Origin of the sequence: Corynebacterium wankanglinii (assembly GCF_013601005.1) — a bacterium.
Taxonomy (GTDB): Bacteria; Actinomycetota; Actinomycetes; order Mycobacteriales; family Mycobacteriaceae; genus Corynebacterium; species Corynebacterium wankanglinii.
In genome coordinates this window covers 58,994-85,038 of record NZ_JABFED010000009.1, presented here as the reverse complement: position 1 = coordinate 85,038, position 26,045 = coordinate 58,994, and the positions used below count along the sequence as shown (strand labels likewise).

At 59.0% G+C, this 26,045-nt stretch carries 29 protein-coding genes; 20 read left to right on the top strand and 9 right to left on the bottom strand.

Features of this window, described 5'->3' with window-relative positions; translation table 11 throughout:
- Positions 1–858 carry a chymotrypsin family serine protease gene (locus tag HMA55_RS10765; RefSeq protein ID WP_181193040.1) on the bottom strand — a complete coding sequence of 286 codons (858 nt, stop codon included), beginning with the start codon at positions 856–858 and terminating at the stop codon, positions 1–3.
- 107 nt (positions 859–965) lie between these two features.
- Between HMA55_RS10765 and HMA55_RS10760 the strand changes: the two genes are divergently transcribed.
- Positions 966–2,195, top strand: coding sequence for a DUF418 domain-containing protein (locus HMA55_RS10760; RefSeq protein WP_181193039.1), 1,230 nt, complete (start codon positions 966–968; stop codon positions 2,193–2,195).
- The gene (locus HMA55_RS10755) at positions 2,170–2,601 is read left to right on the top strand and encodes a GNAT family N-acetyltransferase (RefSeq protein ID WP_181193038.1); all 432 of its coding nucleotides are present in this window, start codon (positions 2,170–2,172) and stop codon (positions 2,599–2,601) included. Before HMA55_RS10760 ends, HMA55_RS10755 begins: the two co-directional genes overlap by 26 nt.
- A gap of 12 nt (positions 2,602–2,613) precedes the next feature.
- Here HMA55_RS10755 and HMA55_RS11470 read toward each other — a convergent pair whose 3' ends face one another.
- Both HMA55_RS11470 and HMA55_RS10750 read right to left on the bottom strand, forming a co-directional pair.
- Positions 2,614–2,742 (bottom strand): hypothetical protein, encoded by a 129-nt coding sequence (locus HMA55_RS11470; protein ID WP_257802599.1) that lies wholly within the window; start codon positions 2,740–2,742, stop codon positions 2,614–2,616.
- 38 nt (positions 2,743–2,780) lie between these two features.
- Positions 2,781–2,948: a glycerol dehydrogenase gene (locus HMA55_RS10750; protein WP_085957783.1), complete on the bottom strand. Its 168-nt coding sequence runs from the start codon at positions 2,946–2,948 to the stop codon at positions 2,781–2,783.
- A gap of 154 nt (positions 2,949–3,102) precedes the next feature.
- Here HMA55_RS10750 and HMA55_RS10745 point away from each other — a divergent pair, with 154 nt between their 5' ends.
- The 10 genes from HMA55_RS10745 (at position 3,103) to HMA55_RS10700 (ending at position 10,050) form a co-directional block, all read left to right on the top strand.
- Positions 3,103–3,972 carry a cation diffusion facilitator family transporter gene (locus tag HMA55_RS10745; protein ID WP_181193063.1) on the top strand — a complete coding sequence of 290 codons (870 nt, stop codon included), beginning with the start codon at positions 3,103–3,105 and terminating at the stop codon, positions 3,970–3,972.
- Positions 3,973–4,243: 271 nt separating this feature from the next.
- A complete protein-coding gene (locus HMA55_RS10740) occupies positions 4,244–4,495 on the top strand; it encodes a DUF7218 family protein (protein ID WP_181193037.1) in 252 nt (83 codons plus the stop codon).
- Positions 4,488–5,177: a thiamine phosphate synthase gene (locus HMA55_RS10735; RefSeq protein WP_181193036.1), complete on the top strand. Its 690-nt coding sequence runs from the start codon at positions 4,488–4,490 to the stop codon at positions 5,175–5,177. Before HMA55_RS10740 ends, HMA55_RS10735 begins: the two co-directional genes overlap by 8 nt.
- A 141-nt stretch (positions 5,178–5,318) precedes the next feature.
- A complete protein-coding gene (thiO, locus tag HMA55_RS10730) occupies positions 5,319–6,374 on the top strand; it encodes a glycine oxidase ThiO (protein ID WP_181193035.1) in 1,056 nt (351 codons plus the stop codon).
- Positions 6,350–6,565, top strand: coding sequence for a sulfur carrier protein ThiS (thiS, locus tag HMA55_RS10725; protein WP_407925756.1), 216 nt, complete (start codon positions 6,350–6,352; stop codon positions 6,563–6,565). Before thiO ends, thiS begins: the two co-directional genes overlap by 25 nt.
- Before the next feature lie 2 nt (positions 6,566–6,567).
- Positions 6,568–7,350 carry a thiazole synthase gene (locus HMA55_RS10720; RefSeq protein ID WP_181193034.1) on the top strand — a complete coding sequence of 261 codons (783 nt, stop codon included), beginning with the start codon at positions 6,568–6,570 and terminating at the stop codon, positions 7,348–7,350.
- Positions 7,351–8,463, top strand: coding sequence for a ThiF family adenylyltransferase (locus HMA55_RS10715; protein WP_181193033.1), 1,113 nt, complete (start codon positions 7,351–7,353; stop codon positions 8,461–8,463).
- Positions 8,464–8,505: 42 nt separating this feature from the next.
- Entirely contained in the window at positions 8,506–8,913 is a 408-nt protein-coding gene (locus HMA55_RS10710; RefSeq protein ID WP_181193032.1) for a hypothetical protein, read from the top strand.
- A 9-nt stretch (positions 8,914–8,922) separates the two neighbouring features.
- Positions 8,923–9,483, top strand: a complete 561-nt coding sequence (locus HMA55_RS10705; protein WP_181193031.1) for a hypothetical protein — start codon at positions 8,923–8,925, stop codon at positions 9,481–9,483.
- Positions 9,484–9,579: 96 nt separating this feature from the next.
- Positions 9,580–10,050, top strand: a complete 471-nt coding sequence (locus HMA55_RS10700; RefSeq protein ID WP_181193030.1) for a hypothetical protein — start codon at positions 9,580–9,582, stop codon at positions 10,048–10,050.
- Between the two features lie 34 nt (positions 10,051–10,084).
- Here the strand turns inward: HMA55_RS10700 and HMA55_RS10695 are convergent, their stop codons facing one another.
- Positions 10,085–11,536 carry a purine-cytosine permease family protein gene (locus tag HMA55_RS10695; protein ID WP_181193029.1) on the bottom strand — a complete coding sequence of 484 codons (1,452 nt, stop codon included), beginning with the start codon at positions 11,534–11,536 and terminating at the stop codon, positions 10,085–10,087.
- Between the two features lie 41 nt (positions 11,537–11,577).
- On the opposite strand from HMA55_RS10695, the gene HMA55_RS10690 reads away from it, so the two are divergent.
- Positions 11,578–12,258 (top strand): type 1 glutamine amidotransferase domain-containing protein, encoded by a 681-nt coding sequence (locus tag HMA55_RS10690; protein ID WP_181193028.1) that lies wholly within the window; start codon positions 11,578–11,580, stop codon positions 12,256–12,258.
- Between the two features lie 589 nt (positions 12,259–12,847).
- On the opposite strand, the gene HMA55_RS10685 is transcribed toward HMA55_RS10690, so the two are convergent.
- Positions 12,848–14,638, bottom strand: coding sequence for a hypothetical protein (locus HMA55_RS10685; protein WP_181193027.1), 1,791 nt, complete (start codon positions 14,636–14,638; stop codon positions 12,848–12,850).
- Positions 14,639–14,779: 141 nt separating this feature from the next.
- Between HMA55_RS10685 and HMA55_RS10680 the strand changes: the two genes are divergently transcribed.
- The 3 genes from HMA55_RS10680 to HMA55_RS10670 all read left to right on the top strand — a co-directional run bounded on the left by HMA55_RS10680 (position 14,780) and on the right by HMA55_RS10670 (position 16,618).
- Entirely contained in the window at positions 14,780–14,935 is a 156-nt protein-coding gene (locus HMA55_RS10680; RefSeq protein WP_181193026.1) for a hypothetical protein, read from the top strand.
- Between the two features lie 301 nt (positions 14,936–15,236).
- Positions 15,237–15,899 (top strand): hypothetical protein, encoded by a 663-nt coding sequence (locus HMA55_RS10675; protein ID WP_235961954.1) that lies wholly within the window; start codon positions 15,237–15,239, stop codon positions 15,897–15,899.
- A gap of 77 nt (positions 15,900–15,976) precedes the next feature.
- On the top strand, positions 15,977–16,618 hold the full coding sequence (locus HMA55_RS10670; protein ID WP_181193064.1) for a CAP domain-containing protein: 642 nt from the start codon (positions 15,977–15,979) through the stop codon (positions 16,616–16,618).
- Positions 16,619–16,736: 118 nt separating this feature from the next.
- Here the strand turns inward: HMA55_RS10670 and HMA55_RS10665 are convergent, their stop codons facing one another.
- The 4 genes from HMA55_RS10665 to HMA55_RS10650 all read right to left on the bottom strand — a co-directional run bounded on the left by HMA55_RS10665 (position 16,737) and on the right by HMA55_RS10650 (position 23,627).
- A complete protein-coding gene (locus HMA55_RS10665; protein ID WP_181193025.1) occupies positions 16,737–17,690 on the bottom strand; it encodes a COG1361 family protein in 954 nt (317 codons plus the stop codon).
- A gap of 3 nt (positions 17,691–17,693) precedes the next feature.
- Positions 17,694–20,735, bottom strand: a complete 3,042-nt coding sequence (locus HMA55_RS10660) for a type I restriction endonuclease subunit R (protein WP_181193024.1) — start codon at positions 20,733–20,735, stop codon at positions 17,694–17,696.
- Positions 20,736–20,896: 161 nt separating this feature from the next.
- Positions 20,897–22,063 carry a restriction endonuclease subunit S gene (locus HMA55_RS10655; protein WP_181193023.1) on the bottom strand — a complete coding sequence of 389 codons (1,167 nt, stop codon included), beginning with the start codon at positions 22,061–22,063 and terminating at the stop codon, positions 20,897–20,899.
- The gene (locus HMA55_RS10650; RefSeq protein WP_181193022.1) at positions 22,056–23,627 is read right to left on the bottom strand and encodes a type I restriction-modification system subunit M; all 1,572 of its coding nucleotides are present in this window, start codon (positions 23,625–23,627) and stop codon (positions 22,056–22,058) included. Before HMA55_RS10650 ends, HMA55_RS10655 begins: the two co-directional genes overlap by 8 nt.
- Positions 23,628–23,874: 247 nt before the next feature.
- Between HMA55_RS10650 and HMA55_RS10645 the strand changes: the two genes are divergently transcribed.
- From HMA55_RS10645 to HMA55_RS10630, 4 genes are all read left to right on the top strand, one after another.
- Positions 23,875–24,255, top strand: coding sequence for a hypothetical protein (locus HMA55_RS10645; RefSeq protein ID WP_181193021.1), 381 nt, complete (start codon positions 23,875–23,877; stop codon positions 24,253–24,255).
- Positions 24,256–24,342: 87 nt separating this feature from the next.
- Complete coding sequence (locus HMA55_RS10640) at positions 24,343–24,528, top strand: hypothetical protein (RefSeq protein ID WP_181193020.1); 186 nt, start codon at positions 24,343–24,345, stop codon at positions 24,526–24,528.
- A 213-nt stretch (positions 24,529–24,741) separates the two neighbouring features.
- Positions 24,742–25,503, top strand: a complete 762-nt coding sequence (locus HMA55_RS10635; protein WP_181193019.1) for a hypothetical protein — start codon at positions 24,742–24,744, stop codon at positions 25,501–25,503.
- Positions 25,493–25,951 (top strand): hypothetical protein, encoded by a 459-nt coding sequence (locus tag HMA55_RS10630; protein WP_181193018.1) that lies wholly within the window; start codon positions 25,493–25,495, stop codon positions 25,949–25,951. The genes HMA55_RS10635 and HMA55_RS10630 overlap by 11 nt, the downstream gene beginning before the upstream one ends.
- Positions 25,952–26,045 lie beyond the last annotated feature (94 nt).

Genomic DNA, 26,045 nt, shown 5'->3' with positions numbered 1-26,045 from the left:
CTACGGAAGGCGGAAGCCGCCCGGCACGTCGCCGAGCACGGAATCCATGCGCAACGACCCTGTCGGCGCATGGAGCGGGCCCTGCAGCGGTGTCCGGCAGGACACGTTGAACGGCGGGGCCCACATCCCGCCGTTGACCATGCCGATGACGCGGTCGCCCACCATCAGCGGCGCACCTGAGTCGCCCTGCATGGCGCAGACATGGTTGGTGTTGCGGGTATCCCAGTCCGAAATGGTGTAGCCGCACGTCGTGCCCGAAGCCACGCCGGTTTTGCACACCACCCCACCCCGGGGTATCGGTGCGCCGCCGAGGTGGTTGGCGGTCACCCCGTTGTACGAGCGGGTGACCTCCGTGTTGGGCGCCAGCGTGATCACGGCGTAGTCCAGCTGCTTGTTCACGTATGTGATCGTCCCGGTACGGCCGAGCTGCCAGGCGTCCGCGGAACGCACTGCGTCACCCACGTTGCCGCAGTGGCCCGCGGTGAGAGCGACCTTCTCGCCGCGGTTGTTGTACCCGGCGACGGTGGTGGTGCACATAACCTCCTGGCCGGGAACGGAGCCGACGTAGAGCGGCGTGCTCGGGCCGTAGAGCGCGTGGCCGCGCTGCAGTGCCGCGTCGGATTCCGCAGGGGTGCGAGGGGCGTCGAAGAACGATCCCGGCACGCGGTGCAGGACACGCTCGGCCGTGGGCTTGCCCGCAAGCACCTTGGAGACTGGGTCGGTGCGCCAGGTGTAGTTCTGCAGATCATTCACCTCCGCCTCCGCGTTTTGCGCGTGCGCCGCAGGGCTGGCCACAACCGCCGAGGTCACGAGCATGATCGCGGCGGCAACGGTTCGGGCGGCGTGCAGACGGCGCATGGCATCCCCAATCACATTGGCAACTTCTGTATCAACAGAGACATTCAACCACACCGCGCCCGGCACCGTGAAGGACTCGGGCGGGGCTAACGCGGTAGGTTGAGCGCATGCACGAGAGCCAACAGCAACAGCAACGCTTAATCGTCCCCGACCTCGCGCGCGGCACCGCCCTGCTGGGCATCGCCATGGCGAACGTCGCCCAAGCCTGGGTGATTAACGACTGGTCGGAGGACCAGTCCCGCGTCGGCTGGTCCGTCGGCGGCGTGCGCCCCGGCAGCATGCTCGACCAGGTCAGCGCCGTGTTCGCCGCCATGTTCATCCACGTACGCGGCCTGCCCATGTTCACCACGCTCCTCGGCTTCGGCTTCGGCCTGGTCGCCGCGAGCCTGTACCGGAAGCACTACCCGGCCAAGCAGGCCCGGCGCGTGCTGTTTCGCCGCTACGGCATCCTCGCGCTGTTTGGTCTGGCGCACATGTGCCTGCTCTTCTACGGCGACATCATGCTCACCTACGGCTTGGTGGGCATCCTGCTCGCGGCCATGCTCACGCTGAGCTCGAAAACACTGCGCGTCATCGCGTACAGCATCCTCGTCGTGTTCACCGCGATGGGCGTGATGGGCGCCTACGCCTCCCTCTACTTCGACGCCACCTCCGGTTTCCTGGAAGCAGATCCCACCCTCAGCCTGGACTCACTGGGCGCCTACTTCTCTTCCAACATGAGCATGGCGGTGGGGATGCTCAGCATGCAGCCCATCGCCGCGGTGCAGCTGCTGAGTTTGGCCGTCATTGGCTACGTGTGGGCGCGGGAGCGGGTGCTTATCGACGTCGCTTCGCACCGCCGCACCTTAATCACCTGGACAGTCATCGCCGGGGTGGTGATCGTGTACGTCGGCCTGCCCTGGGGCCTGAGTGCGGCTGGCGTGCTGCCCGCCGCGTGGGAGATGCCCCTGTTCGTGCTCAACCAGGCCGTGGGGTACCTCACCGGACCGGGCATTTTGGCCGCGCTGGCGCTGGCCACGGACAGCCTGCACAACCAGGTTCCCGGCTGGGCCCGGGCGTTTGTGGCCCTGGGCAAGCGCTCGATGTCCGGCTACCTGGCGCAGTCGTTCCTGTTTATCCTGCTGTGCACCCCCGCATTCCTGGGAGTCGGCCTGGATACGTCCGTCACCGGCAAGCTGCTGATCGGCCTGCTGGTGTGGGCGATTACCCTGGCGCTGGCCGTGGCCCTTGACCGCGCAGGAAAGCAGGGCCCCTTCGAGTGGGCGCACCGCCACCTCTCGTATGGCAAGACGGGAAGGATTGAACCAAAGCATGATCAGCCTCAAATCACTGCATGAGATGACCCCGCTCGAGGTCCACCAGCTGTACAAACTGCGCGTGGACGTGTTCGTCGCGGAGCAGAACTGCCCCTACAACGAGATCGACGACCAGGACGCGGACCCCGCCACCCGCCACATCCTGGCGTTCGACGGGGAGCAGTTCGCCGGTTGCGCCCGCGTCTTCCCCACGGACACAGGCTCCCGCTTCGGCCGCTTCGTGGTCCACCCCGCCCACCGCGGCTCCGGCCTGGGGCCGAAAATCGTGCGCGCCGGCATCGAATACACCGAGCGCTTCCCCGGCGACCTCATCGTCGAGGCCCAGGCGGGCCTGGTCGGCTACTACGAGCAGTTCGGCCTGGTCGCCGAGGGCGAGGAGTTCCTCGACACCGGCATCCCGCACCGCGTGATGCGGCTTGGGCGTTAGCGCGTCGCTAAGCTACCCGCGATCCCCGCGGTCGAGGACGAAGCCCTCGGGGAACTTCCAGGAATCGTCCTCCAGCTCGGGGCGCTCCGCCTCGTTGCCCTCCGAGTCATACCCCGGCGCGGGCCTGCGGGTGCGCGCCATGCGGGGTCCTATCTGGGGGTGCGGAGTCGGAGGGGCGCTTAGCGGCCCGGCTTGATCAGGGCGCCAGCCGCGGAGGAGGTGACGGCGGAGCCGACCAGCACGCCCACGGTGTAAAGGATGCCGGTGACCCCCAGCATCTGCAGCAGCCAACCAAAAAACAGTGCACCGACGACTGCGCCGGCGATGGCAACGACCCAACGGCCCATGATGAAAACCTTCCGGGATAGGGGAATTTGCGTTGTGCCCGGCCAACGGTACCGGTTTGTTAGGGTGACTCCTCGACAGCAGGGTTGAGACTGCCGGGGTTGAAAAGGATGACACATCGTGGTGGATAACGAGCAGAAACTCCTCGAGCGCTTCATGTGGCTCTCCATCGGCGCAGCCGTGGCAACCATTGTGCTGAAAGCTGTCGCAGCGTGGGTGACCGGGTCTGTGGGCTTCCTTTCAGACGCCATCGAATCCGGCATCAACCTCATCGCTGCCGCGGTGGGCCTGTGGGCGCTGAAGCTGTCGGCCAAGCCCGCGGACGCCAACCACCACTTCGGCCACGCCCGCGCCGAGTACTTCTCCGCCCAGGTGGAGGGCTCACTGATCCTGCTCGCCTCTGTGGCCATCATCTTCACCGCCGTGGACAGGCTGCTCCACCCCGTCCCTGTGGAACAGGTGGGCATCGGTTTGGCCTTTTCCGTGGTGGCCACGGTGTTCAACGGCGCCGTCGGCGTCGCGCTGATCCGCGCCGGCAAGAAATACCGCTCGACCACGCTCAACGCGGACGGCCACCACCTGCTCACAGATGTGTGGACCACCGTCGGCGTCATCGTCGGCATGGCGCTGGTATGGCTGACCGGGTGGCAGCCGCTGGACCCGATTGTGGCGCTGATTGTCGGCCTGAACATCCTGTTCACCGGCTACAAGCTGCTCAAAGGCGCCATGCTGGGCCTGCTCGCGGAGGCGCTACCAGAGGAAGAAACCGCGGTGGTGCACACCTACCTGGAGGATTACGCCGACGCGAACGGCGTGACGTTCACCTCCGTGCGCACCGCCGCCGCCGGCCGCGAGCGCACCGTCAATCTGGTTATGCAAGTCCCCGGAGGCTGGACGGTCGACCGCGCCCACGACCACGCCGACGCCATCGAGGCTGGCCTGGCGGAGGCCCTCGGCGGCGCGGAGACCATCGTGCACGTGGAGCCTCTGGGGCACCCCACCCGCACCGGCCCGATGACGGTGTAGAGCGCGCACCGGCGGCGCTTCAGCGCGGATCTGCTGGTTGGGCCGGCGGCGCCGCGTGCGGTTACTAGAAGATCACGCGTCCAACTTTGCGTTTCCGCAGGTGATAGTGAAACTGATGTTCAATAATGGACCGATCTTCTAGCAGCGCTCCCGAGCAACTAGCAGATCCGCCCAAAAGGCACGGGCAGGCACCAGCATCACCAGCTACCAGCGCGCCCAGCGCACGGAAGAAAACCCGAGCGCCCACGCGGAAACGCCTAGGCTGGCACACATGGCTAATTCGATCAAAGATCCCGAGGTCTACGAGGCCCTGCTGCGCGAGGGCAACTCCAAGTCCAAGGCGGCCGCCATTGCAAATGCGGCCGCCCGCGACGGCCGCTCCGCAGTCGGCGAGCGCGGAGGCGAGTCCGGCTCCTATGAGGACTGGACCAAGGACGAACTGTATAAGCGCGCGCAGGAGCTCGACATCGAGGGCCGCTCCGAGATGACCAAAGACGAGCTGATCGAGGCGCTGCGTGACTAAGCCCGAGATTGATCTGCGCTGTTACTTCGTCACAGGCCAGGGCCCAGACGTCGTGGAGCGCGCCCGCCAGGCCGCTGCCGGCGGCGCGGGCGTGATCCAGGTGCGCTCCAAACCGATCTCCGCGCGTGAGCTCTACGCGCTCTCCCGCGCTGTGGTCGAGGCCGTGCACGCCGTCAACCCGCAGGCGCGAGTGCTTATCGACGACCGCGTGGACGTCGCCCTCGCTCTCCAGGGCCACGGCATCGCCGGGGTGCACGTGGGCCAAGACGACCTGGACGTGCGCGTGGTGCGCGAACTGCTCGGCCCGGACGCGATCATCGGCCTGACTACGGGCACCCTCGAGCTGGCCCGCGCCGCCAACGACGTGGCGGACTGCATCGACTACATCGGCTGCGGCCCCTTCCGTGCCACACCGACGAAGGATTCCGGCCGCGCCCCGATTGGGCTTGACGGGTACCCGGAGCTGGTCGCCGCTTCCGACGTGCCACTGGTGGCCATCGGCGATGTCACCGCCGACGACGCCTACGACCTGGCCCGGGCGGGCGTGGACGGGTGCGCCATCGTGCGCGGCATCATGCACGCGGACGACGCGAAGGCGTATTGCGAGCGGGTCGTCGCCGAGTACGACCGGGGTGTGCAGGACCACTCAACCACCGCCTCTTCGTACGCACAAAACCCATAGGAAGCACCCCTGAGTAAGGCCAAATTTTGGGCAAACTCATGGTTTATTCCTCAGAGCCTGACCACACGTTCGCCGCTGAGGTCTGGCTCGGCTGCACTAAAATCGCAGCCGCGAAGCCGCGAGCGCGCTAACCTCTGAAGAGTGATTATCTCGGTCGTCGGCGCAGGAATTATCGGTTTGACCGCCGCCCTCACGCTCGCGGACCGCGGCCACACGGTCACGGTCCACGACCCAGCTCCGGCCTCCGGCGCCTCCCACCACGCGGGCGGCATGCTCGCCCCGACTGCGGAGGTGGTGTACAAGCAGGACCCGCTGTTTCCGCTCATGCGCGCGTCCGCCGAGTGGTACCCGGACCTGATCGCGCTGACCGCCAAATACACGGACCTGCCCACCGGCTACCGCACGGACGGCACGCTCGTGGTGGCTCGCGACACCGCGGACAAGACCCACCTGGAGGAGCTGCGCGACTACCAGTCCCGCCACGGCATGGAGGTGGACAAGCTCACCGTGCGCCAGGCCCGAAAGCTCGAGCCGGCGCTCTCCCCCGCGCTGGCGGGGGCGGTTGCGATCGGCGGCGACCACCAGGTCCAGCCCCGCCTGTTTACGCGTGCGCTTATCGACGCCTGCCGGTCCGCCAACGTCACGTTCTCCCCCAACCGTATCGAAAGCCTCGACGCGCTGGACGGCGATCAGGTGGTGGTGGCCAACGGCCTCGGCGCAAGCCAACTCGTTGCAGGCCTGGATCTGCGGCCGGTCTACGGCGACGTGCTGCACGTGCGGGTGCCGCAGCACCAGTACCCGCTGCTTACGCGCGTGGTACGCGGGTTCGTGGAGGACCGCCCCGTCTACCTCATCCCCCGCGAGGACGGCACGCTGACCATCGGGGCGTCCACTCGCGAGGACGGCCGGGACCAGCCGCAGGTCCAAGGGATCCACCAGCTCATGCGCGACGCTATCGAGCTGGTGCCGGCCCTGGAGGAGTGCGACTTCATCGAGGCCACCGCCGGCGCGCGCCCCGGCACGCCGGACGATCTTCCCTACCTGGGCCGGATAGATGATCGCACCGTCGTCTCCACCGGCTACTTCAGGCACGGGATTTTGCTGGCGGCGTTGGGGGCGCGGTGTGGGGCGGAGCTCGTCGAGAAGCACACGCCCGCAATAGACTTGTCCGCGTGCGACCCGAGGAGGCATACATGAACATCACGCTCAACGGAGAAGCAACCACAACCGAAGCGGCGACGGTGGAAGAACTCGTCACCGAGGTCGGAGCCCCCGCCGACGGCACCGCGGTGGCCATCGACGGCGAGGTGGTACCGCGCTCGCAGTGGACGCGCAAGCTTGCAGACGGCTGCGCGGCCGACGTCCTCACCGCGGTTCAGGGGGGCTAGACGTGCTGGAAATCGCAGGAAAGCAGTTCGGCTCCCACCTGATTATGGGCACTGGCGGGGCGAGCTCATTCGACATGCTGGAACAGGCGCTTGAAGCCTCCGGCACGGAGCTGACCACGGTGGCGATGCGCCGCCACTCCGCCAAAACCGGCGGCGGTGAGAGCGTCTTCGACCTGCTACACCGCTTGAGTATCGCGCCGCTGCCGAATACGGCCGGCTGCCGCACCGCGCGCGACGCGGTGATCACCGCGAAGCTCGCCCGCGAGGCGCTGGGCACGGATTGGGTGAAACTCGAGGTCATCGCGGACGACCGCACGCTTCTGCCGGACGTGGTGGAGACCGTCGACGCCTGCGAGATGCTGATAGACGAGGGCTTTACCGTGCTGGCCTACACCTCCGACGACCCTGTGGCCGCCAAGCGCCTGGAGGATTTGGGCGCCGCCGCGGTGATGCCGCTGGGCTCGCCGATTGGCACGGGGCTTGGAATCCTCAACCCGCACAACATCGAGCTGATCTGTTCGCGCGCGGAGGTGCCCGTGCTTATCGACGCCGGGGTGGGCACCGCCTCCGACGCCGCCCTGGCCATGGAGTTGGGCTGCTCCGGCGTGCTGCTTGCCAGCGCGGTGAACCGCTGCCAGGACCCGGTGGCGATGGCGCAGGCGATGCGGCACGCGGTGGAGGCGGGCCGTCTGGCGCGCGCGGCCGGGCGCATCCCGAAGCGAGAGCACGCGGTGGCGTCCTCCACCTTCGACGGCCTGGCCAGCTGGGCGGACGAGGTCTTATAGATGCTGCACGAGCAAGAGCTGAAGCGCACCGCGCGTCAAATGAACCTGCCCGGCTTTGGCCCGGAGCAGCAGGAGAGGCTGCACAACGCGCGGGTGCTGGTCATCGGCGCGGGCGGCCTGGGCTGCCCCATTATGCAGACGCTGGCGGCCACCGGGGTCGGCCACATCACGGTGTGGGACGACGATCACGTGGACATCACCAACATCCACCGCCAGATCCTCTTCGGCGCGGACGATGTGGGCCGATCCAAGGTCGAGGTGGCCGCGGAGCGCCTGCGGGCGCTGCAGCCCGGCATCGAGGTCACGGCCGTGGATGGCCGGCTCACCCCCGACAACTTCATCGCGGCGCTGGACGGCATCGACCTGCTCATCGACGGCTCCGATACGTTCGCCACCAAGTTCCTCGCGGCCGACGCCGCAGAGATCACCGGCACGCCGCTTGTGTGGGGCTCGGTGCTGCGCTACCGCGGCGACATCGCGCTGTGGTGGTCAGGCCCCGGCGCGCCCGCAGACGGTGTGGGGCTGCGAGACCTCTACCCCACCCAGCCCGACGCTGATTCCGTGCCGGACTGCGCCACCGCCGGCGTGCTCGGCGTGACCACCTCCGCGGTGGGCTCGCTCATGGCCACGGAGGCGGTGAAGTTCCTCACCGGCGTGGGCAACGTCCAGGTCGGCCGGCTGCACGTGTACGACGCGCTGAGCACCACCATCCGCCGCTTCACCGTCCCCCGCGACCCGGCGCGCCCGCGCGCCACCACGCTTGCCACCTACGCCGAGGCGTGCGCGGTGAGCACTGAGGCAGACACCGAGGGGCAGTCGCTTTACGACGACATCCGCACCGGCGCAGCCCACGCCTTAGACATCCGCGAGCCGCACGAACGCGCCATCGCCGACTTGCCGTTCGCATCCGCGCACCTGCCGCTGAGCGAGGTGAAGCGCGACCCCGACGCGGTGGCGAACGCCCTGGCCAAGTACGCGGAGGGCGATGAGGTGGTGGTGTACTGCGCGGGTGGGGTGCGCTCGGAGAAGTTCGTGGATACGCATGCGCAATCGGCCGCACAACGAGGCATTATGTTGAAATCTTTGCCGGGAGGCGTGCAGCGCTGGGGATAGCCTGGTTTACTGCTGCCATGCACCGAAGAGCCACCGCATCGCTTGCCGCCAGCGTCCTTTTTCGCCGCCGCCCTTGTCCCCTCCGCCGCGGCCGACCCTAACCTGGCCACGTACTCCAACGCCACGGGTGACGTTCGCTGCGAGATGTATCAGACCGAAGCCGGCACCGAGACCATCTGTGTGTCCGAGACTGCACGCCAGACGCAGCCGGAATGCAACCCGCCGCAACAGCTCATCCCTGCAGTCACGGTCAACCGAGACTTCGTGGGCACAAATTGCTGGAACCAGGGTTTTGTGGGCCAGCCCCAAAAGCTCAACCCGTTGCAGGTGCGGCGCTTTGGCACCGCAACGGTGATCCCCGGGTTTTCTGGCAACCTGTATGTCCTTGACATCACCCGGCGCGCGCTGGTCCGAGCCGGCTCCACCAACACTGTGCTGTTCAACTTCTAAGGAGACATCATGCGCACCATCACCCGCGGCATCATCGCCACTATCGCTGCTGCCACCGCACTTGCTGCAGGCGCGTCCTCCGCATCCGCGGATCAGGGGCCGGGCTTCAACCCCCGCGGCGTGGAGTGGCCCGCAGCCCACGGCGCGCTGCCCGCCCAGGCGCCGTACGCCACCTTTGCTAACCAGCAGGACACCGTGCGCTGCGGCGTGTACAACGTCCAGGGCCAGGACTTCGTCCACTGCCTCAGCCTGGTGGATACGATGCCGGGCCACATGTGCGCTGGCCAGGGCAAGGCGAACGCGATGAACCTGGGCAAGTGGGACGCGTGGGACTGTGCCGATACAAACGCATTTGCCGGTGCGCCCAAGATGGGCAACCTGCAGCTGCGCCGCTACGGCTCGACATTCGTGGCAAGCGACACGCGAGGCAACTTCTTCATCGGCGACCGGGGGCTGAGCCGCGTCATCCGCGTCGGCGAGATCAACGACATCTACGCCGACCACGGCCGGGTCATCGCGTTCAACTCTCGCCTGCGCGGTTCCTCCATCCCGGCGGGTTCCTCCATCTAGGATCTCCGCACAGGCTTTCGGCAACCCCGCCTCCGATGACGGACGCGGAATTATAATGTCGCGTTGTTCCACCACAACCGCATAAAGGAGGCGCCCTTGGGCGAAGTATTGCGAGCCGCCGTTCGCTGCATCACAGCACCGTCGCTCTTCCCCCGAGAACTGCATATGTTGGCCGACATCGCGCTGTACGCCGATGACCATACGGGCCCCGTGTTAGACACCGACGGTACGGTGCGCAAGGCCCACAGGGGATACGTGCCCCGCCTGGGAGACCCGAAAGACAGGTTGGGATTGAAGGCGAACCTGCTGGAGTCCCGCCTGTTCGTCTTCACCGCCACGGGCTGGCTCTCACCGGTGGACGGCCCCGAGCACGACGGCGCGTACCAGCTCAACGTCCACCGCCTACAGCGTCTGCTGGACGTGGCGGAGGCAGCCATGGTCAGCGGAAGAGCTGACACCGATGCCGGGGAGCAGGCGGACCGGGAGCTCGGCAGCGACTTCACCACCCCGCCGCCGGATCTGTCCCAGCAGGTGGACCGCCTCCTGGTGCGTAACCCGGCGGCCTAGCACCGGTGGCGGCTCCGCCTCGGAGCGACGCCGCCTAGGCTGCGATCCCTTCCTGCCGGCGGATCCGGCCCCGGCGCGCCAACCACGCCGCGAAGAACGAGAGCACCAGCGCTACGAGCACACCAAGGTTGGCATCCGCCCAGTGCTCGCCGACCAGCGGCAGGAAGTAGCCCTGCCAGTTGTTCCAGGCGGCCTCCTCCGCGAAGAGGTTGGTCACAAGCCCCCACCCGATGACCGACACGACGGCAAGGATGCCGATAGAGGTCCAGTCGACTGCACCGTAGCGCCCTTCGGCGCTGTAAAGCGACGGCTCGTCATAGTCCTGCGTGCGGGTGTAGATGTCCGCGATGAGGATGCCAGCCCAGCTGGCAAGGGGCACGCCCAGGGTGATCAGGAAGGACTGGAACGGGCCGAGGAAGCTCTGGGCGAAGAACACCACCCAGATGGTGCCGGCGGTAAGGAGCACGCCGTCGATCGCGGCTGCTGCTGGGCGGGGGATGTTGATGCCCAGGGTGAGCAAGGTCAGACCAGAGGAGTAGATGCCCAGTACCGCGCCGGAGACCAGCGACAACACCGCGGTGATAAGGAAGGGCACGAGCACCCATGTGGGGAGGACGACGGCCAGCGCACCGATTGGGTCGTCGGCGATCGCATCTGCCAGCGATTCGTCGGACGCGGCGAGCAGGAGGCCGAAGACAACCAGAATCGCCGGCGCGATGGCGCCGCCGAAGGTGTTCCAGAAAATGATGGCGGAATCAGGCGTATCCCGGCGCTGATAGCGCGACCAGTCTGCGGCGATGTTGATCCATCCGAGTCCGAAGCCCGTCATGACCATCACCAGTGCGCCCACCACGTCGCCGGCGGAGCCTGCGGGTACCGCACTTACCGCCGCCCAGTCGATGCGCGGGATAGTCAGCAACATGTACAGCACGGTCACCGCACCTGTCAGCCACGTCAGCACCGACTGCATCTTGATAATCGTGTGGTATCCCAGCACGGACGCGGCCACAATCAAGCTCGCAACGATGACCGTGGCCACGACCTTGGTGCCGGTTCCCGGGTTGCCGCCGAGCTCCCGTATCACGGTCGTTGTGGCCAGCACCGCCATGATGGCAAGGAATGTCTCCCAACCAATAGACGTCAACCACGAGACGATGCCCGGCACCTTCTGCCCGTTCACGCCGAACGCCGCACGTGAGAGCACCATTGTCGGCGCAGACCCGCGCTTGCCGGCCACGGCGATCAGGCCGCAGAGGAAGAACGAGAACGTCACGCCAAGAGCAGCAACGAGCGCTCCCTGCCAGAACGACAGCCCGAACCAGAGCACAAACGACCCGTAAGAGATGCCGAAGACCGAGATGTTCGCCGCGAACCACGGCCAGAACAGGTCCGAGGGTTTCGCGGTGCGCTCGGATTCGGGCACGATATCGATGCCCAGCGTTTCCACGACTGGCGCACTGTTTAATGGTGGTGTGCTGTGTGACATACCCGGACTATACGTTGCGGCGCATGCCCCATAATGGGTTTATGAAATTTCTTGCGCTCTCAACCAGCGTCCACCGCTACACCAACTCCGGCATTCACACCGGCATGTGGCTGGGCGAGTTCACCCACTTTTACGACGTGCTCACTGAAGCCGGCCACGAGGTCACCCTCGCCAGCGTGGACGGCGGTGCCGTGCCCATCGACCCGGTCAGCCTGAAAACCCCGGTGATCCAGTTGGGCGGCACGAACAAGCGCTACGAGGACCCCGAGTTCATGGACAAGCTGGAGGACACCCCCGCAATCGCCGACGTGAACCTCGACGAATACGACGGCATCTACCTCATCGGCGGCCACGGCACGCTCTTCGATTTCCCGTCCGAGGCCGTGTCCCGCGCCGTCGCCCACTTCGCGGACGCAGGCAAGATTGTCTCCGCGGTCTGCCACGGCCCCGCCGGCCTGCTCGACGTCACGCTCGCCGACGGCACCAAGCTTCTCGACGGCCGCCACGTCACCGGCTACTCCTGGGCCGAAGAAAAATTGGCCCGCCGCACCGAAGAAGTCCCTTTCAGCCTAGAGGAGAAGCTGCGCGACCAGGCCGGCGAGTACACCACCGCGAAGATCCCGATGACCAAGCACGTCGTCGTGGACGGCACGCTGATCACCGGCCAGAACCCGACGTCGGCTGCCGGTGTCGGCGAAGCGGTGCTTGAGCTAGCCGTCTAGCTGGAGCTCGGGGGAATTCGACCGGCATGCAGAAACCCGGCCAGGGGATCCCCTGGCCGGGTTTCAATCGAGGGATTCGCGAAACTCCCCTACCACCCAAAACACACCCCTCCCCCAGACCGTCCCCGGAAGTATTCCCCGAATTCCCCGGAACCACCACGACAATCCCCAAAGAACACCCCTGACCAGCAAGAACGTCCCCTAGAACAACCACCCACCAGCACAAACGTCCCGAAAACATCACGCCACCACTGCCTAGCGTCCTATCCCGCACCACTTCACCGAAACGCTCTACAAACCACTTTGAAGCCACCAGTCCACGCAACAGGAGCGCCCCATACAAACCAAAACGGTGCCACCGAGAAAAGAACCTCAATGACACCGTTTGTACGAGTAAAAGAGAAAGAAACAAAACTCAATTACCACGGGACATATCCGTGTAGAAGGATGAGCGCACAATCATGCGCTAGTTATCATAATACCAACATCGCACACATGTTCGTCAGAATGAACATAGTCCGCTTGTAGCGGTGTGCTGACATGAAAAACACCCCCGTGAAACACGAGGGTGAATAAGTGATCTACCAGATCAACGGAACAGGTTCACAATCTTCGTCCAGAAGGACTCTTGAACTGCGCCACCTGTGTTTACCACTGGACCGTGTTCGGAAACTGGTCCTGGAATTGCTGCTGGTTGAACAGGAGCAGGAGCAGGAACGAACGGCGGAGTGTTCACACGAGAAGGATTGTTTGGCACTGGCTGCTTAGCAGGAAGCGTGTGGTTTACCGCTGGAGGGGTGTTCACTGGTGCAGGAGAAGACGGGATAATTCTCGCTGCTGGTTCGGTAGTTCTCGGGGTGTCCTCTGGAACTTCTGGAGTCTCACGAGGTTCTGGTTCTGGGATGTTTGGAGTCTCGCGAGGGGTAGGTTCAGACTCGTCAGCGGTCGGCTCTTCACTTGGAGCGGGTGGCTCACTGGAAGTGACCTCAGACGATGGAACCGGCTCAGTGGATGATCCTGGACGGTCATCTCTTGGTGGAGTGGTTGTCTCAGATGGAGGAGGGGTAACTGGTGATGTTGGTTGCTCATCTTCCTCACAAACCGAGATCTTGACACCCGCCTGGTCACAACCATCTTCCGCGACACTGTATGCACCTACGTAGTAAGTAGTTGCCACGTTAGATTGGAGTGTAAATGTTTGTGCATACTTCGCTCCCCATGACGTTGATCCATTAAGGTCGCGGGGACGAACGTCTGCGCCAATGAGATCGTTACGTCCAAGATCTTCAGTTACAGCGCATCTAAACGATCCGTGCAAACCGTCTTTGGTGTCGTTTTTAAGATTATTGCGGGTTACATCGTCATTTTCTAGCGAGTATCGGGGAAGTACATCACGGTTTCTTCCCCACTCGTATTCTGCGAGAGATTGACAGCCAGCCGTATAACCACCAAGTCCTCCTTCCTGTGAACATTTCCATAACCCTTGTTTTGCTCTAATAGGTAGGTAAGCGAGATCTGACTCAGTTTTGACCGTTCCTGTTAGACGATAGGTAGTAACACCTAGTGAGTCGTTATTGAAAAGCAGGTACTCATAGGGGTAGTCAACCTCCATCGCTCCATATTCCGGGAGGGAGAAATTACCCACTACTTTGCTATCACGACTAGATCTAACCCAATCCCATGCATCCTGTGTGATTATTTTCCCGTTTCCAGCAACCGTTTCTTCAGGATTTTCACGCTTGTACTTCTCGTACCCGTCTTTGAACTGTGAGATAACTTCCTCACCCTTGACGTGTGTTGCAAATCTTCTTTCGTCATCATCGAATTTTGACACGTATGAAGCATCATCTTGGGGATTGTTTTCATCCTTTAGGGTAAATCCGACATTTGATCCCCCTGCACTGAGTCCAGCAGCCTTTAACTCATCTTCTTCTAGGAGAGGAACATCCACAGGTTGCTTGAAAGTGTGAGTGGGAAAACCGCCAAGAGCGCGCAGGTTTGAGCAGTCGAAACGTTTGCCCTCGATAGACGTTGATACCACTTCAAGTTTCGGATTCTTGATGACCGACGGGAAAGCAATAAGAGAACCTGTTGCAGTCTGTCCGTGATTGGAGGAATGCAGAATGTTGCCAAACTGAATCTCGTATGACACTTGAATTTCATCCCCAACTTTCTCAACACAAATGTCGCCACCATTACAGTTCACCATTCCCCCAGCACCGGAATTATGAACGTTGTCCGACACACCCACAGCCTGAGCGGGGATTACTCCACTAACAGCACTTCCCGCAAGTAGCGCAGTGGCAATAATTGAGTGTAGAATTTGTTTCTTTATATTTGTTTTCATATCTAATTTTCCCTTTTGTGTACGTACACGCATGCGCGCAGAAAGTCCTGGCGCTTAAGCGTTTAATAATTTGAATTCATCAACACTAATAGTGTTCATTTATTAGGTTAACTGATTCGCACGCCCGTTCGTCAGAATCACTTTCTGGATCTCACCCGCATCGCTTCGCGCGCGATGATGCGCTCATCCAATCCAACGCGAAGAACATCATGTACCTACAACGAGATCCAGGAGTTGGCGCAGATGATCATGCACGCGAACGGGTACTTCAACGACTACAACAACCAGAACATCGAGGACTTCTACACACTGCTATATCCATACAGGTAAAAAAGAATTTCCATATCGGCAACCACGAGAACAATTACGCCAATAGTTGTTCGCGGAAAATCCCTTGGAGTGCCAATTCTCACCGCGCGCCACCCACTAGAAAGCCGTCATAACACCTGGCTAGCGCTACTTTTCATGCCATGTCGCAGTCCGCTATCACACTTTTGGGAGCGCGCGTTATTTCCCCGTAAGAGTCCGTTCACAAAAATGATTCGGGTGGATCATCCGTGACACATTCTATGATTCCCACAAGTGCGAATTACACGGACAGTATTCGCACTCGCAGTCGAATAGGGAGGATGTGGAGTTGGACGTTTGGAGCATTGTCAGTTTGGGTATCGGTGTCGCTGGAATCATCTACGCCGTGTTCACGAATAGGCGCGGTGAGAAGCAACGGGAAGCACTTGTCGCGAAGTACGACCACGAGCGCGAGATTGACCAGCAGCGCTACGAGGAAGAAAAACAGCGCGCTATCCAAGCGCAAAGGAAGGCGGATCTTGACCGTCAAGCACAGCAGGAAAAGTTTGCGCGCGAAGAGCAGTACCGCGAGCAACAACGCTTAATCAAGCAGCGCGAGGACGAGGAAGAGCAGAACTATCGGGACAGCCTTCGACGGTTCCAGCGCATGGATGGGGCGCGCACCCGTTTCAATCCGAAAGAAGCAGGTTGGGATGCGCGTGTCACTGATGACGGAGCCAATATCGAGATCAAGAAGTTGACGGATAAGGAGTACTATCTCGTCATTTTTGAAGTGGTTCGTCCAAACGACAATTACCGTACTGAACCGCCGTTTGGCGAAATTCGCGGACTTGGCGCAAGCGGTAGCGTCAAAATCTCACGTTTTGGCGGTTTTGACAACGTTGAAGCGGTGCTTGTGCAGGCGTACAGCAATTTGTCGTACCCAGATCAGGTCACGATTCCGCTCGATCCGAACGAGACGATGCCTGAGTATCGCGCAGCATAAGCGCAGGAAAGACCTAGCGCTATGATGAGAATGTCTTTTTACCCCGTGTCATCCGTTTTCCCAAGGAAGTAAATCCCGTGCCTAACCCACAACAACTCATGCAGTACGCCGGTGCTGCTGTCACCGTCATCGTCCTGATTCTTGGATTGCTCTTTGGAAGCGGAGATTTGTCTTCGTCTTCTCCTGGATCGGATACAGGAGCACAATCGGCACTGGCGAAGCAATCGAACACGTCTGCTCCGTCGAATGGTGGGCGTAAAGCAGATTCAGACGGGTGCGTGAAGAACACTCCTGATTACTTCAAGTGCAAGCAAGAGAACAGTCCTCTCGGCAAAAAGAACCCGCCCTTGACTCCGAGCGAGATCCAGCAAGCGAAAAAGGAACAGTTCGATCAGTTGGTTGCGTGGCGTTCTCGTGACAAGGAGTTGCGCCCGATTACTTACGATCCCGCGTTGGAAGCAACTGCGCAGCGGTTTGCTGAAGAATTGGCGCAGACTCCGGGAGATGAGATTTGGCACTCGGGGTACAACACAAGGGGTCGGGAGAACGTGGCGATGAGCCAGATCTCGCACGATAGGTTCATCAGTATGTTCGCCGGGTCACCTGGACACAGCAGTGCCATGAGTACTAACGGGCGTGCTCCAAAAGTAGGTATTGGTATTGCACAAGATCCGGTTACGGGACACTATTTCTGCGTCCAGCACTTCGCTGATCACTAATGAGTCTTGGGGACGGGGGAGGAAGGAACACCTACTAGGTCGGGAAGATAGTCCCACCTAGTAGGTGTTTTGTTTGCGCCGGGTGATGCTGGACTACCCGTGTGCCAAATTGACACGCCTAATCGTCCGCGCCATACGTCACCGATGAACTGTGACGCTCTTTGCTACTAAACGTCGTAGAAACCCACAGGTCAGGATTGAGCGACACCGAATCCTCATACTGTTCGCCGTTGTCATCGCTGTAGTTGATGATCACCTCAACATCAGCGGGAATCCCGTCGCCGGATTCATCGAGCAGCATTGCTCCGTCAGATTGTTTACGGACCAACACCGCATCCGCTGGAGTTCCGTCCGCATTGACAAATCGCTTACTCTCTCCGACTTCTCGAAGAGGGAACCGCTCAACTTTTGTCGCCCAAAATGGCACAGACGTGGACTGATTTGGTGCCCAAGTCTTGAACGTCTTCCCCTCGTACTTCGCAAGGGTCAGTTCGACCGGCGATTTCCTGTAATCGACTAACTCCGAAGTATTGGCGTTGAGACGATCCACGTCTGGTTCCGGAAGTGGCGGGTTGAATCTCACAGTGACGTTGCGGGCGGGACTTTTGCCAACATTCTCCACGACAAGCGGGAGATATCCCTTTTCGTGTATCGGGCTTCCAAGATAAGCGTTCATACGAGGGCGAAACAACGCAAGCATCACATCATCCAACCCACCAAGAATCTGTGTCTCCGTCGCCGTCATGATCTCTAAACGATCCAATTGATCTCTAGCGGTCCACATCGTGGACTGGCTCGCATGAGCGATCTCTTCCATCTGGTCGGCTGCGTCTTGGGCGTTTTCGCTGGCTTCTCGTGCTGTTTTCGCGTTCTGCCAAGTGGCATAAGCAGCAATACCTAGCGACACGATAGTGGCGAACAGCATGGCGATATTGAGCCAATCCGATAATTCAAGTCCCTCATCTTGGACCACAACCGGAACAGGTTCGACTACCTGCGAAACGTCTGCTACCTCCGGCGCAACCTCATCGTGGGAGATTACGGGTAGATCGTTTGTTGTTGGCTTTTGCATCCGTTAGTAGTGCTCCGCGACGTACTCGTACACAGCATCAAACAGGTCGCCACGCGGGGGCATGTGGAAATCAACCAACTTCTTCGAGATGGTAGCGCGTACCTTCCTGTCGCCCGTGGAGTTGCCAGCACTCCATCCCGAGAACGTCACCGTGCGCGCGATTTGATCAATTTCCTTCGCCAGAAGTTCCACCACGATAGAAGAATCTTCCGGCTTGTACTCGGTGACAATCTGCGTCAGCGCACCAACGTGATCATCCGGTAGCAGCGCGATATTTTCTTCTACCTTCGAAGTGTCCTCATCGCTACCGGAGCGCTTATCCAAATCACGGATCTTGCGCGCCAAACGAATTGCTTCCTCGATGAATTTTTCCGTGTCTTCCATCGTGGCGGTGGAGCGCGTGCGCAAGTTTTCCAACTGCTCCGCAAGTGAGACATACACCGTCGCCCCGTCAGACTTGGCGAGACGCATCTTGATCCGGCGATCAATCGAGTCCAGAATCTCGTCAGCGGTGACCGCATCAGGATCGAGTTCGTCCCCATCAGGGTCAAGAATGTCAGTTAATTCTCGCAACTTGTCGATAGTGTCTGATGAGACTTCCAGGCGCTTGAGACTTTTCACCTTTACGTTCGAGATCGAATCATGGACGAGTTGGATCGTTTTTGCGCCCAACTTCTCCCACACGAGGTCAAAGTCAGTTTCGGCACCCTTCGCCACTTGATACAACTGTGCAAGCCACTTGTAATCCTGCTCATGCTTGATTACTTGCGGGTTGGGATACAGCACCTCCCACAGTCCTTCAACGGTCATGAATTCACGCTTGAAAGCACGCGCGTCATCTTCGGTAGCGAAACGGCTGGCTGCTGCGGTGAAGGACTTAAAACTGTCGTCTGTCCGGTCGATCCCGTCGAACCGACTCAAGGCGAGTTTGAGCGCCTTATCGAATTGGACCAGCACTTCCTCGACTTCGACACGGAGTTTCTTATCCTCGGGGGATGCTTCTTTGAGCGCTCGCGCGATCCGCTTGGAGATGCCTACGTAATCGACAATGATGCCGTGGGTTTTCTCCTGTCCCGTTTCCGGGTTGGCATAGCGCCTGTTCGTGCGTGTAATCGCCTGGAATAGCGTCTGCTTCGACAATGGCTTGTCGATAAACATTGTGCTTTCAATAGGCGCGTTAAACCCGGTGAGCAACTTCGAGGTCACGATCAGAATGTCTGGCGCAGAATCGTGACGCACAAACCTGTCAATGAGTGCATGCTCTTGCGGGCGGGAACGCTCGTATTTTGTCCATCCGCGCTTTTCGTCTTCTTTCCCGCCGACAGTCATCACGACTTCGGTGGTGTAGTTCAATCCGCGCTGTTTGATCAATTCGTTGAGTTTGTGCTCGTAGATGACACACATTTCACGATCCAGCGCGACTACTTGCGCCTTAAATCCAAGTGGGGCGACATGCGCGTGGTAGTAGTCCAAAATGTCGTTGCAGACTGCATCGATGCGATCCGGGTTGAGCACGACCGTTTTCTGCTTGCCGGAACGATCAGACAAATAGGCTGCTTCGTCTTCAGTCAGTCCCTCATCTTCGACAAGCGTGTTAAAGGCTGCATCGAGCGCGTCCTGGTCGAGGTTCCAGTCCACCAAGCGTGGTTCGACAATGATGGGGACGGAAGTCTCATCCGCGATAGCGCGTTCCATCGTGTACTTGGACAGCACTTGTCCCGGATCTTTTTGGTTGCCGAACAGTTTGAACGTGTTGCGCCCGTTAATGCCACCTTCATTAATCGGTGTGCCGGTCATACCGAAGAAACGAGCGTTCGGGATGACCTGGCGCATCTTCATACCAAGATCGCCGTCTTGGGTGCGGTGCGCCTCATCGATCATCACAATGAAGTTCTCGCTGGAGTTCCACACCTCGCCGGAGTCGAGGATTACGTCCTTAAACTTCCAGATGGACGTGACGATGATGCCGGGAACGGCGTTGGTGACCGTCTTTTTGAGTTGCTTCGCGCTGCCGACGTGGGTGATGTTGGCGATACCAGAATCACGGAAGTCATCGAGAACGTTCTTCTCTAAGTCCACGCGGTCGAGTCCGATCAGGATGGTGGGCTTTTCGATATCTGCGTCTTCGAGCAGTTTCATCGCCGTGTAGACCATCAGCAGGGTCTTGCCTGTTCCCTGGTAGTGGTGGATCAATCCGTTGCCACCGTTAGGTTCGCGAACACGCGTGTGAATGGCTTCTGCTGCTTCCATCTGCACGTAGCGGGGGATGATCTTTTTCGCACCACTCACGCCGGAGCGCTGGAACAGCGTGAAATCATCCGCGATGTTGATCAGCGTGGATGGGGACAGCAGCAGGTCGATAGAACGCTTTGTGCGCTCGATACCTTTCAGGTCGTAGGGGTCTTCGGTCGATCCCCACATGCTCCAGGTGTAGTCCGGCTGGTTAAGCGAGCCATAGCGGAAGTTTGTCCCGTTGCAGACCACATTCAGGATATTGGTAGCGAAAAATGCGGGAGCCTTGTTGAGGTAGACCTGGTTGATATCCGATACGCCAAGTTTCCAATCTTGGGTGATGTTTTTCGTCTCGATAATGACTACGGGTAGTCCGTTTAAAAACAGCACGAGATCGAAACGCTCGTGGGTGTTGGGCGTTTTGTAGACCACCTCTTTGGAAACAATCGCCTGGTTATTTTCCGGGTTATCCAGGTCAAAAAGGTGAATGGTCGTGTAGTCGTTGTCCCCGATGAACTTGTGGGTAAAACCACCGAAGAGTTGTTGGATAAACTCTTTGTTCGCTTGCATGGGCGAGGACGTGACCGCTTTGCCGAAGATTGCTGATAGGCGTGGCTCGATCTCGTCATAGCGCTCGGGGTGCGCTTTTAGGGTGGGGTTGAGATCGATGACCGCTTGTTTGAGGTAGGCGGGGATGTAGGGGTCAGCGAGTTGACGGGGAAGATCCTTCGCTTTGACCTCCGTGAATCCGTTATCGGAGATTCTGTCTGCGAGGAAGCTTTGAACCGTTGATTTTTCGCTGAACGTTGCCATTTTCTGTCTACCTTTTATGTTGTTGTCGCCTTATGAACCTTCTATGTGTTTTGGCGGTGGATGAATATGTCGATTATAGCAGGTGGGGCGGGGTTTTCGCGGGGTGTGAATGGGGCGTGAGGGGTGGGCGAATCAATATGACTCACAGGCGCGGGATGCACCTACGCTACGCCCTCATCGCTTGCGAACAACTCCGCTAAATCGCGCACACCCTTGTCACCGGATAGCAGTGCGTGGAGCGCGTCTTGGCGCACCTGCTTGAGCGCTTCTTGGGATCGTTTCGCGGAATCGATGTACGTATCGAGTGTTTGCATTTTTCCCACGATTTTTTTCTGGTCTTCGAGGGGTGGGAAGGGAATCTGAATGGATTGGCACGCTGACTTGGTAATTTTCGGACGGGATGAGCCACTGATGTACGCAGATACATCCGAGAATTCGATTGCTAGAGCCACGTACTGAGTGGATGTGTCACTCTCCGCTTTGACGATATGAGCATGGTTGTTAACCCAGAATTTCCCATTAGCCAGAAACGCGATAGGTAGTTTTCGGGTTCTGATATTTTCACCGTCTTCTGCGATCAGCAGGTGCAAGCCTTCAAATAGGAAGTTATCGACATAATCCGCTATTCCGCTTGCGCCATAGTATGGGTAAGATCCGGGAACCCGATCCGCCTTCTTTACAGGCTTTCTTTTATTGTCGTGAAATTCCACAACCTCTTGAAGGGGCTTAAATTCGAACTCTTCGCCCACTTGTCGGATGAGCGTTCTTGCCACATCTCCGCGCATTTGTTCCGCGCTGGCAATCTCGCGGTCACCCGCCTGGATCATGAGATCCAGCGCCTGCATGAAACTTACGATCTCGCGCTGTTCCTCAATAGGGGGAATCAGGAACTCGATTTGTTCAAGAGATCTTTTACTTAGTTCTTTAAATGTCGATCCGCCTGAGTAGTTAAGAAGCGTTTCGGTGTTAGCACTCAGGAGGTAGTACCAGAACTCCGGAATTTGACCATCTTCTAGAACAAGGCTCTTAAAGCCCTGATTCGTACAAATGTCGTTCGCTGCTACAGAGACGTACCCAACTGGAGCGCGTGAAGTAAGAAGAACGGTGCCTTTGGGCAGCATATGCGTGGAACAGGAATTAAACCCCTGTTCGGTAAGGAACCGTGAACCGTGAGAAGTATATGGCGCTGGATTGTCAGACAAATCCTTTGGCGTTAGCCACGGTATGTCACCACCCCAATTCTCTTCGATGCCGGTTTTGGGGGTAGCGCCAGACACAATCTTTGCAACATCTTTGACCTTGGTAGGTATCCAGTTTTGTTTATTCACCAAAACCGACCTCCTTTAGGAGGTTGCGGAATGCGTCGCGGGCGCGCTCGCGCTCCAATTCCGCTTCGTTCCATTCTGCGATGGATGCTTCAAGATCCACTTCAACATCCGTGTTCGCCTGGACGTAACGACCAATGTTGAGGTCGTAGTCATTTGACTCGATCTCGTCCATGTCTACAAGTCGGAACTCGATTCCTTCGTCTGCGCCGTCCACGTCCTCCTCGTCGTGGAACGCTGACAGGATTGCATTCACATCGTCATCAGTAAGTTCGTTCATGTTCGAGCCTTTGACGAAACGAGTTGAAGCATCCACGAAAAGGATCTTGTTCTTACGCTCTTCCGACTTCTCAGCGCGCAGAATCACGATGCAGGACGGGATTGTTGTGCCGTAGAAAATATTGTTTGGCATGCCAATGACCGCTTCGATGAGATCACGGTTGAGAATTTCCGTACGAATCCGCTTCTCCGCATGTCCTCGGAAAAGGATGCCGTGGGGCATGACTACGCCGATACGTCCCGTCTTAGGCTTCATTGAAGTGATCATGTGCTGCATGAACGCGAAATCTGCGTAGGAATTAGGAGCCAAGTCACCGATAATTCGGGGATCGTCATCCCACGACTCACGTCCCCAATCCTCAACGGAAAACGGAGGGTTGGCAATTACCACGTCATACTGTTCAAAGGTGTTATCCGGTCTGCGATTGCCGGGATCGAGCAGGGTGTTGTCGTGAATGACCTTATGTTCTGGCTGGTTGTGGATATACAGGTTCATCCGCGCGATAGCCTGCGTGGTCATGTTCTTTTCCTGACCATGCAAGGTAAGGGTTCGTGGATCGCCACCATGCTCTTCGACGGTGTTGCAGGCTTCGATGAGCATGCCACCGGAGCCACACGCGGGGTCGTAAACAGACTCTTCGGACTGCGGATCGAGAAGACGGGTAATCAAGCGCACGACCGGGCGCGGGGTGAAGAATTCTCCCGCGCCGGTGCCGGAATCATCCGAGAACTTCTTGAGTAGGTACTCGTACGCATCTCCGAAAGAGTCGCCCGGAACTGTTTCTGCATTAAACGTGTGCTCCGCAAGACCGGCGAGCATCTTACGAAGTCCCTCTTCTTTTAGGCGCTCTTCGTTACCGTAAGCAGCATCTCCGAAGATGTTTGAAAGTTGCTCCGGATTAGCATGTTGGATTGCGGTCATTGCCGAACGTATACGAGCGCCAATGTAGTTCCTCGGGTGAAGTGCGTGCGCTTTGTCCTTACGAATACTCTCGGGAATGTCCTTATCCAGATACACGTTGTCCCACGACGCGCCCGGTGGGATCACAAAGGCGTGGTAATCGGCTTCAACCTCGTCACGGGTTTCGGAGTCGAGTCTTACACCGTCATAGTCCGCTTCAAACCGTTCCGTTTCGTACTTGTAATTATCGCTAATCCACTTCCAGAACAGTGCGGGGAACACGTAGTTCTTGTAATCGGAAGCGTCCATAAATCCACGAAGTGCCGTGGCTGCTCCCCAGAGAGTTCTCTCCAGTTCGTCGCGAGTAATCGGCGTGTAATTGCTCATGTTCTAATTCCTTATTCATTCAGTTTTTTGCATTAACCTCTCCATTCTTTCACAGTCCGCGCGCCGTTCGTCGGAACGTGATAGTTGGTGTCCAGTGCTGGTCACGCCCTGTTTCAAACTGGTGTAAGTCAGGGTGAGATAAGCGAAAGCGGGGGACGCACCGCACCTACTATGTCGAACATATGTTCTTGACAAACCGCGCAAAGTCCTCTTACTGTACTGATCGGTCTAGTGAAGGGAGAACAACTTGGACCAGCAGTACGAGATAAATCAAACAGGACGAAACGAGCGCGGAGAACTCGATGTAGTCCGCTTCTCATGGGATAAATCTCAGGTGAAAATTGGTCAATCGGGACCGTCGAATTTCCTACCCGAGATTGAACGCCAGTTAGCGGGACACGATTGGGGCACGGACCTCCCCGCGAAAGTCTCGGTAGGTGACAACCCGGATGAGACATGGACGATTTACCTTCCGCCAGGGTGTCCCCTGTCCATCTGGATCGATTCTGAGAAAGCGTTTTGGGTGGATTACTGGATCTACTTGGTGGACATGTACCTCGACGGTGAAAAGGAAGCCTACCGCGCGGATATCTCCTGGATTGAAGAAGCCTGTTACCACGGGGCGTAAGGGGGATAGGCGCGCGTGCGCCTGGTGAGTCATATTGACTCACCTCACCCCAACCCCGTGCCCGAAAAACCAACACAAGAAAGCAAGGTGATCAACCTGGACAAACCAACCACACGCCCGCCGATTACAGACCTCATCCCGGTCGCGGTGATCTCACCCGATGACGCAGTGACCGCCGAATGGCTCGAAGGGTTCATCCGCGATCTACGTGCCGATGCGGAATTAACGCACCTTCCGCACGAAGGTGGCACCGTCGCGTCCCGCGAGAAGTAATCGCCCCCGCGAGCACAACACCTCTTGCTCGCGCGGGTTATCGCTCACACATTCTATGTATCGCACCCAACGTTGTCCTTCACTTTCTATGTGAGCGTCCCGTCCGTCCCCGTGACTTATTAGGTGTTCTCCCGCTCCCAGATCCGCCCTGCAAAACCCACGCAGATACTACGTATTCCACCCACCTACTAAGTCGGAAAAATGGGTCTTGACATGCGCAAACAGCGTACTGTAGCGTTCTGTCTCCGTTGGCACAATCCCGTGCCAACACCACCAACCAAAGGAGACAATTTGGGAGAAATTCTATCTGATGCAGTGATGCAAGTGATGACCCCATCACTGGAGTACTACGACAAGATCGCACTCGCACATGTGAGCAAACACGCTGATGATTCTACCGGGCACCTGATCGACCGTCACGGGACTTTTCGACGTGGTTGTATCGGGATGATTCACTACATCCCAGAAGAAGCCTATGAGCGTCCCTGGTGGCGCGAACCGGAGTATCCGCTGAAAGGCTGCATTAACCGCCTGGTAGATGCTGGATGGATCAAACGCCTGGACGGAGAAGAGTTCGACGGAGCGCTGATGCTCAACGTCTCTCGCCTGGTGCGCTTAATGGACATTGCTGAGACGGAAATGGCACAAAACCAGCACATTTTGTCCTGCGAATACTTACCTGACGGGACGATGATTGACCCGCCATGTGAGGACTTCCGTGACCCGGATTTTCTGCCGTTCATTCGATGGGCGGATGCGCAATTTCCTGGAGATTTCGCTTACACACTGGCTGATGACGTAACGGATGCAACCGCACGTCTTCTAGACGGTCATCTTTCTGTCGAGCGTGACCACGGGTGGCAAGAGACTGATCCCACTCGATGGAAACGTGCCATTTTGGATTGGAAGGATCACCACCTCGATGATGGTGGTTTTGCGATCCCGGAGCAGTGGAAGGTGACTGATGATTGCTAATTTCAAGCCAAACGTAAGTGCTGGACACCTTCGCGCAGAGGTTGCGCAATGGCGCGAAGTCGATGAGATCCCGGACGAGTTTCTGGTCCTGATCGACCCGCGCGAGAATCCACTTCTGACACTTCTGCAAATCGCCAAACTGCATGCTGCGAATGCGTGGGAGACAGGATGTGATCTCACGTTCGGGGACGTAGACGATGCTTCCACTCGCTACATGGCGTTTACGTATCGCGGGAGTCGTGAAGACTTCTGGTACGGACTTTCCGTGCTGACCGAGCAAGTCATTCTGGATGCTGAGGGGCTAGAAGATGAGCACTATCCGAGTCAGCGAGCGTTTGGGCGCATGCTCATGTCGTTTGGGATTCCACCGTTAGAGGTACTTCCCGCTGTGGGCGTGTCCGATGACGGGACGGTGCTGGTAGATGCTGAGTGGGAAGAACTGATGTAGTCGGGGAAAGTGAGTGTTTGGGGTGCGCTCACGGGTGTCCGGAACACATAGAAAGTGTGTGCGATTCTACGGCGATTTGCGGGGTTGGAAATTG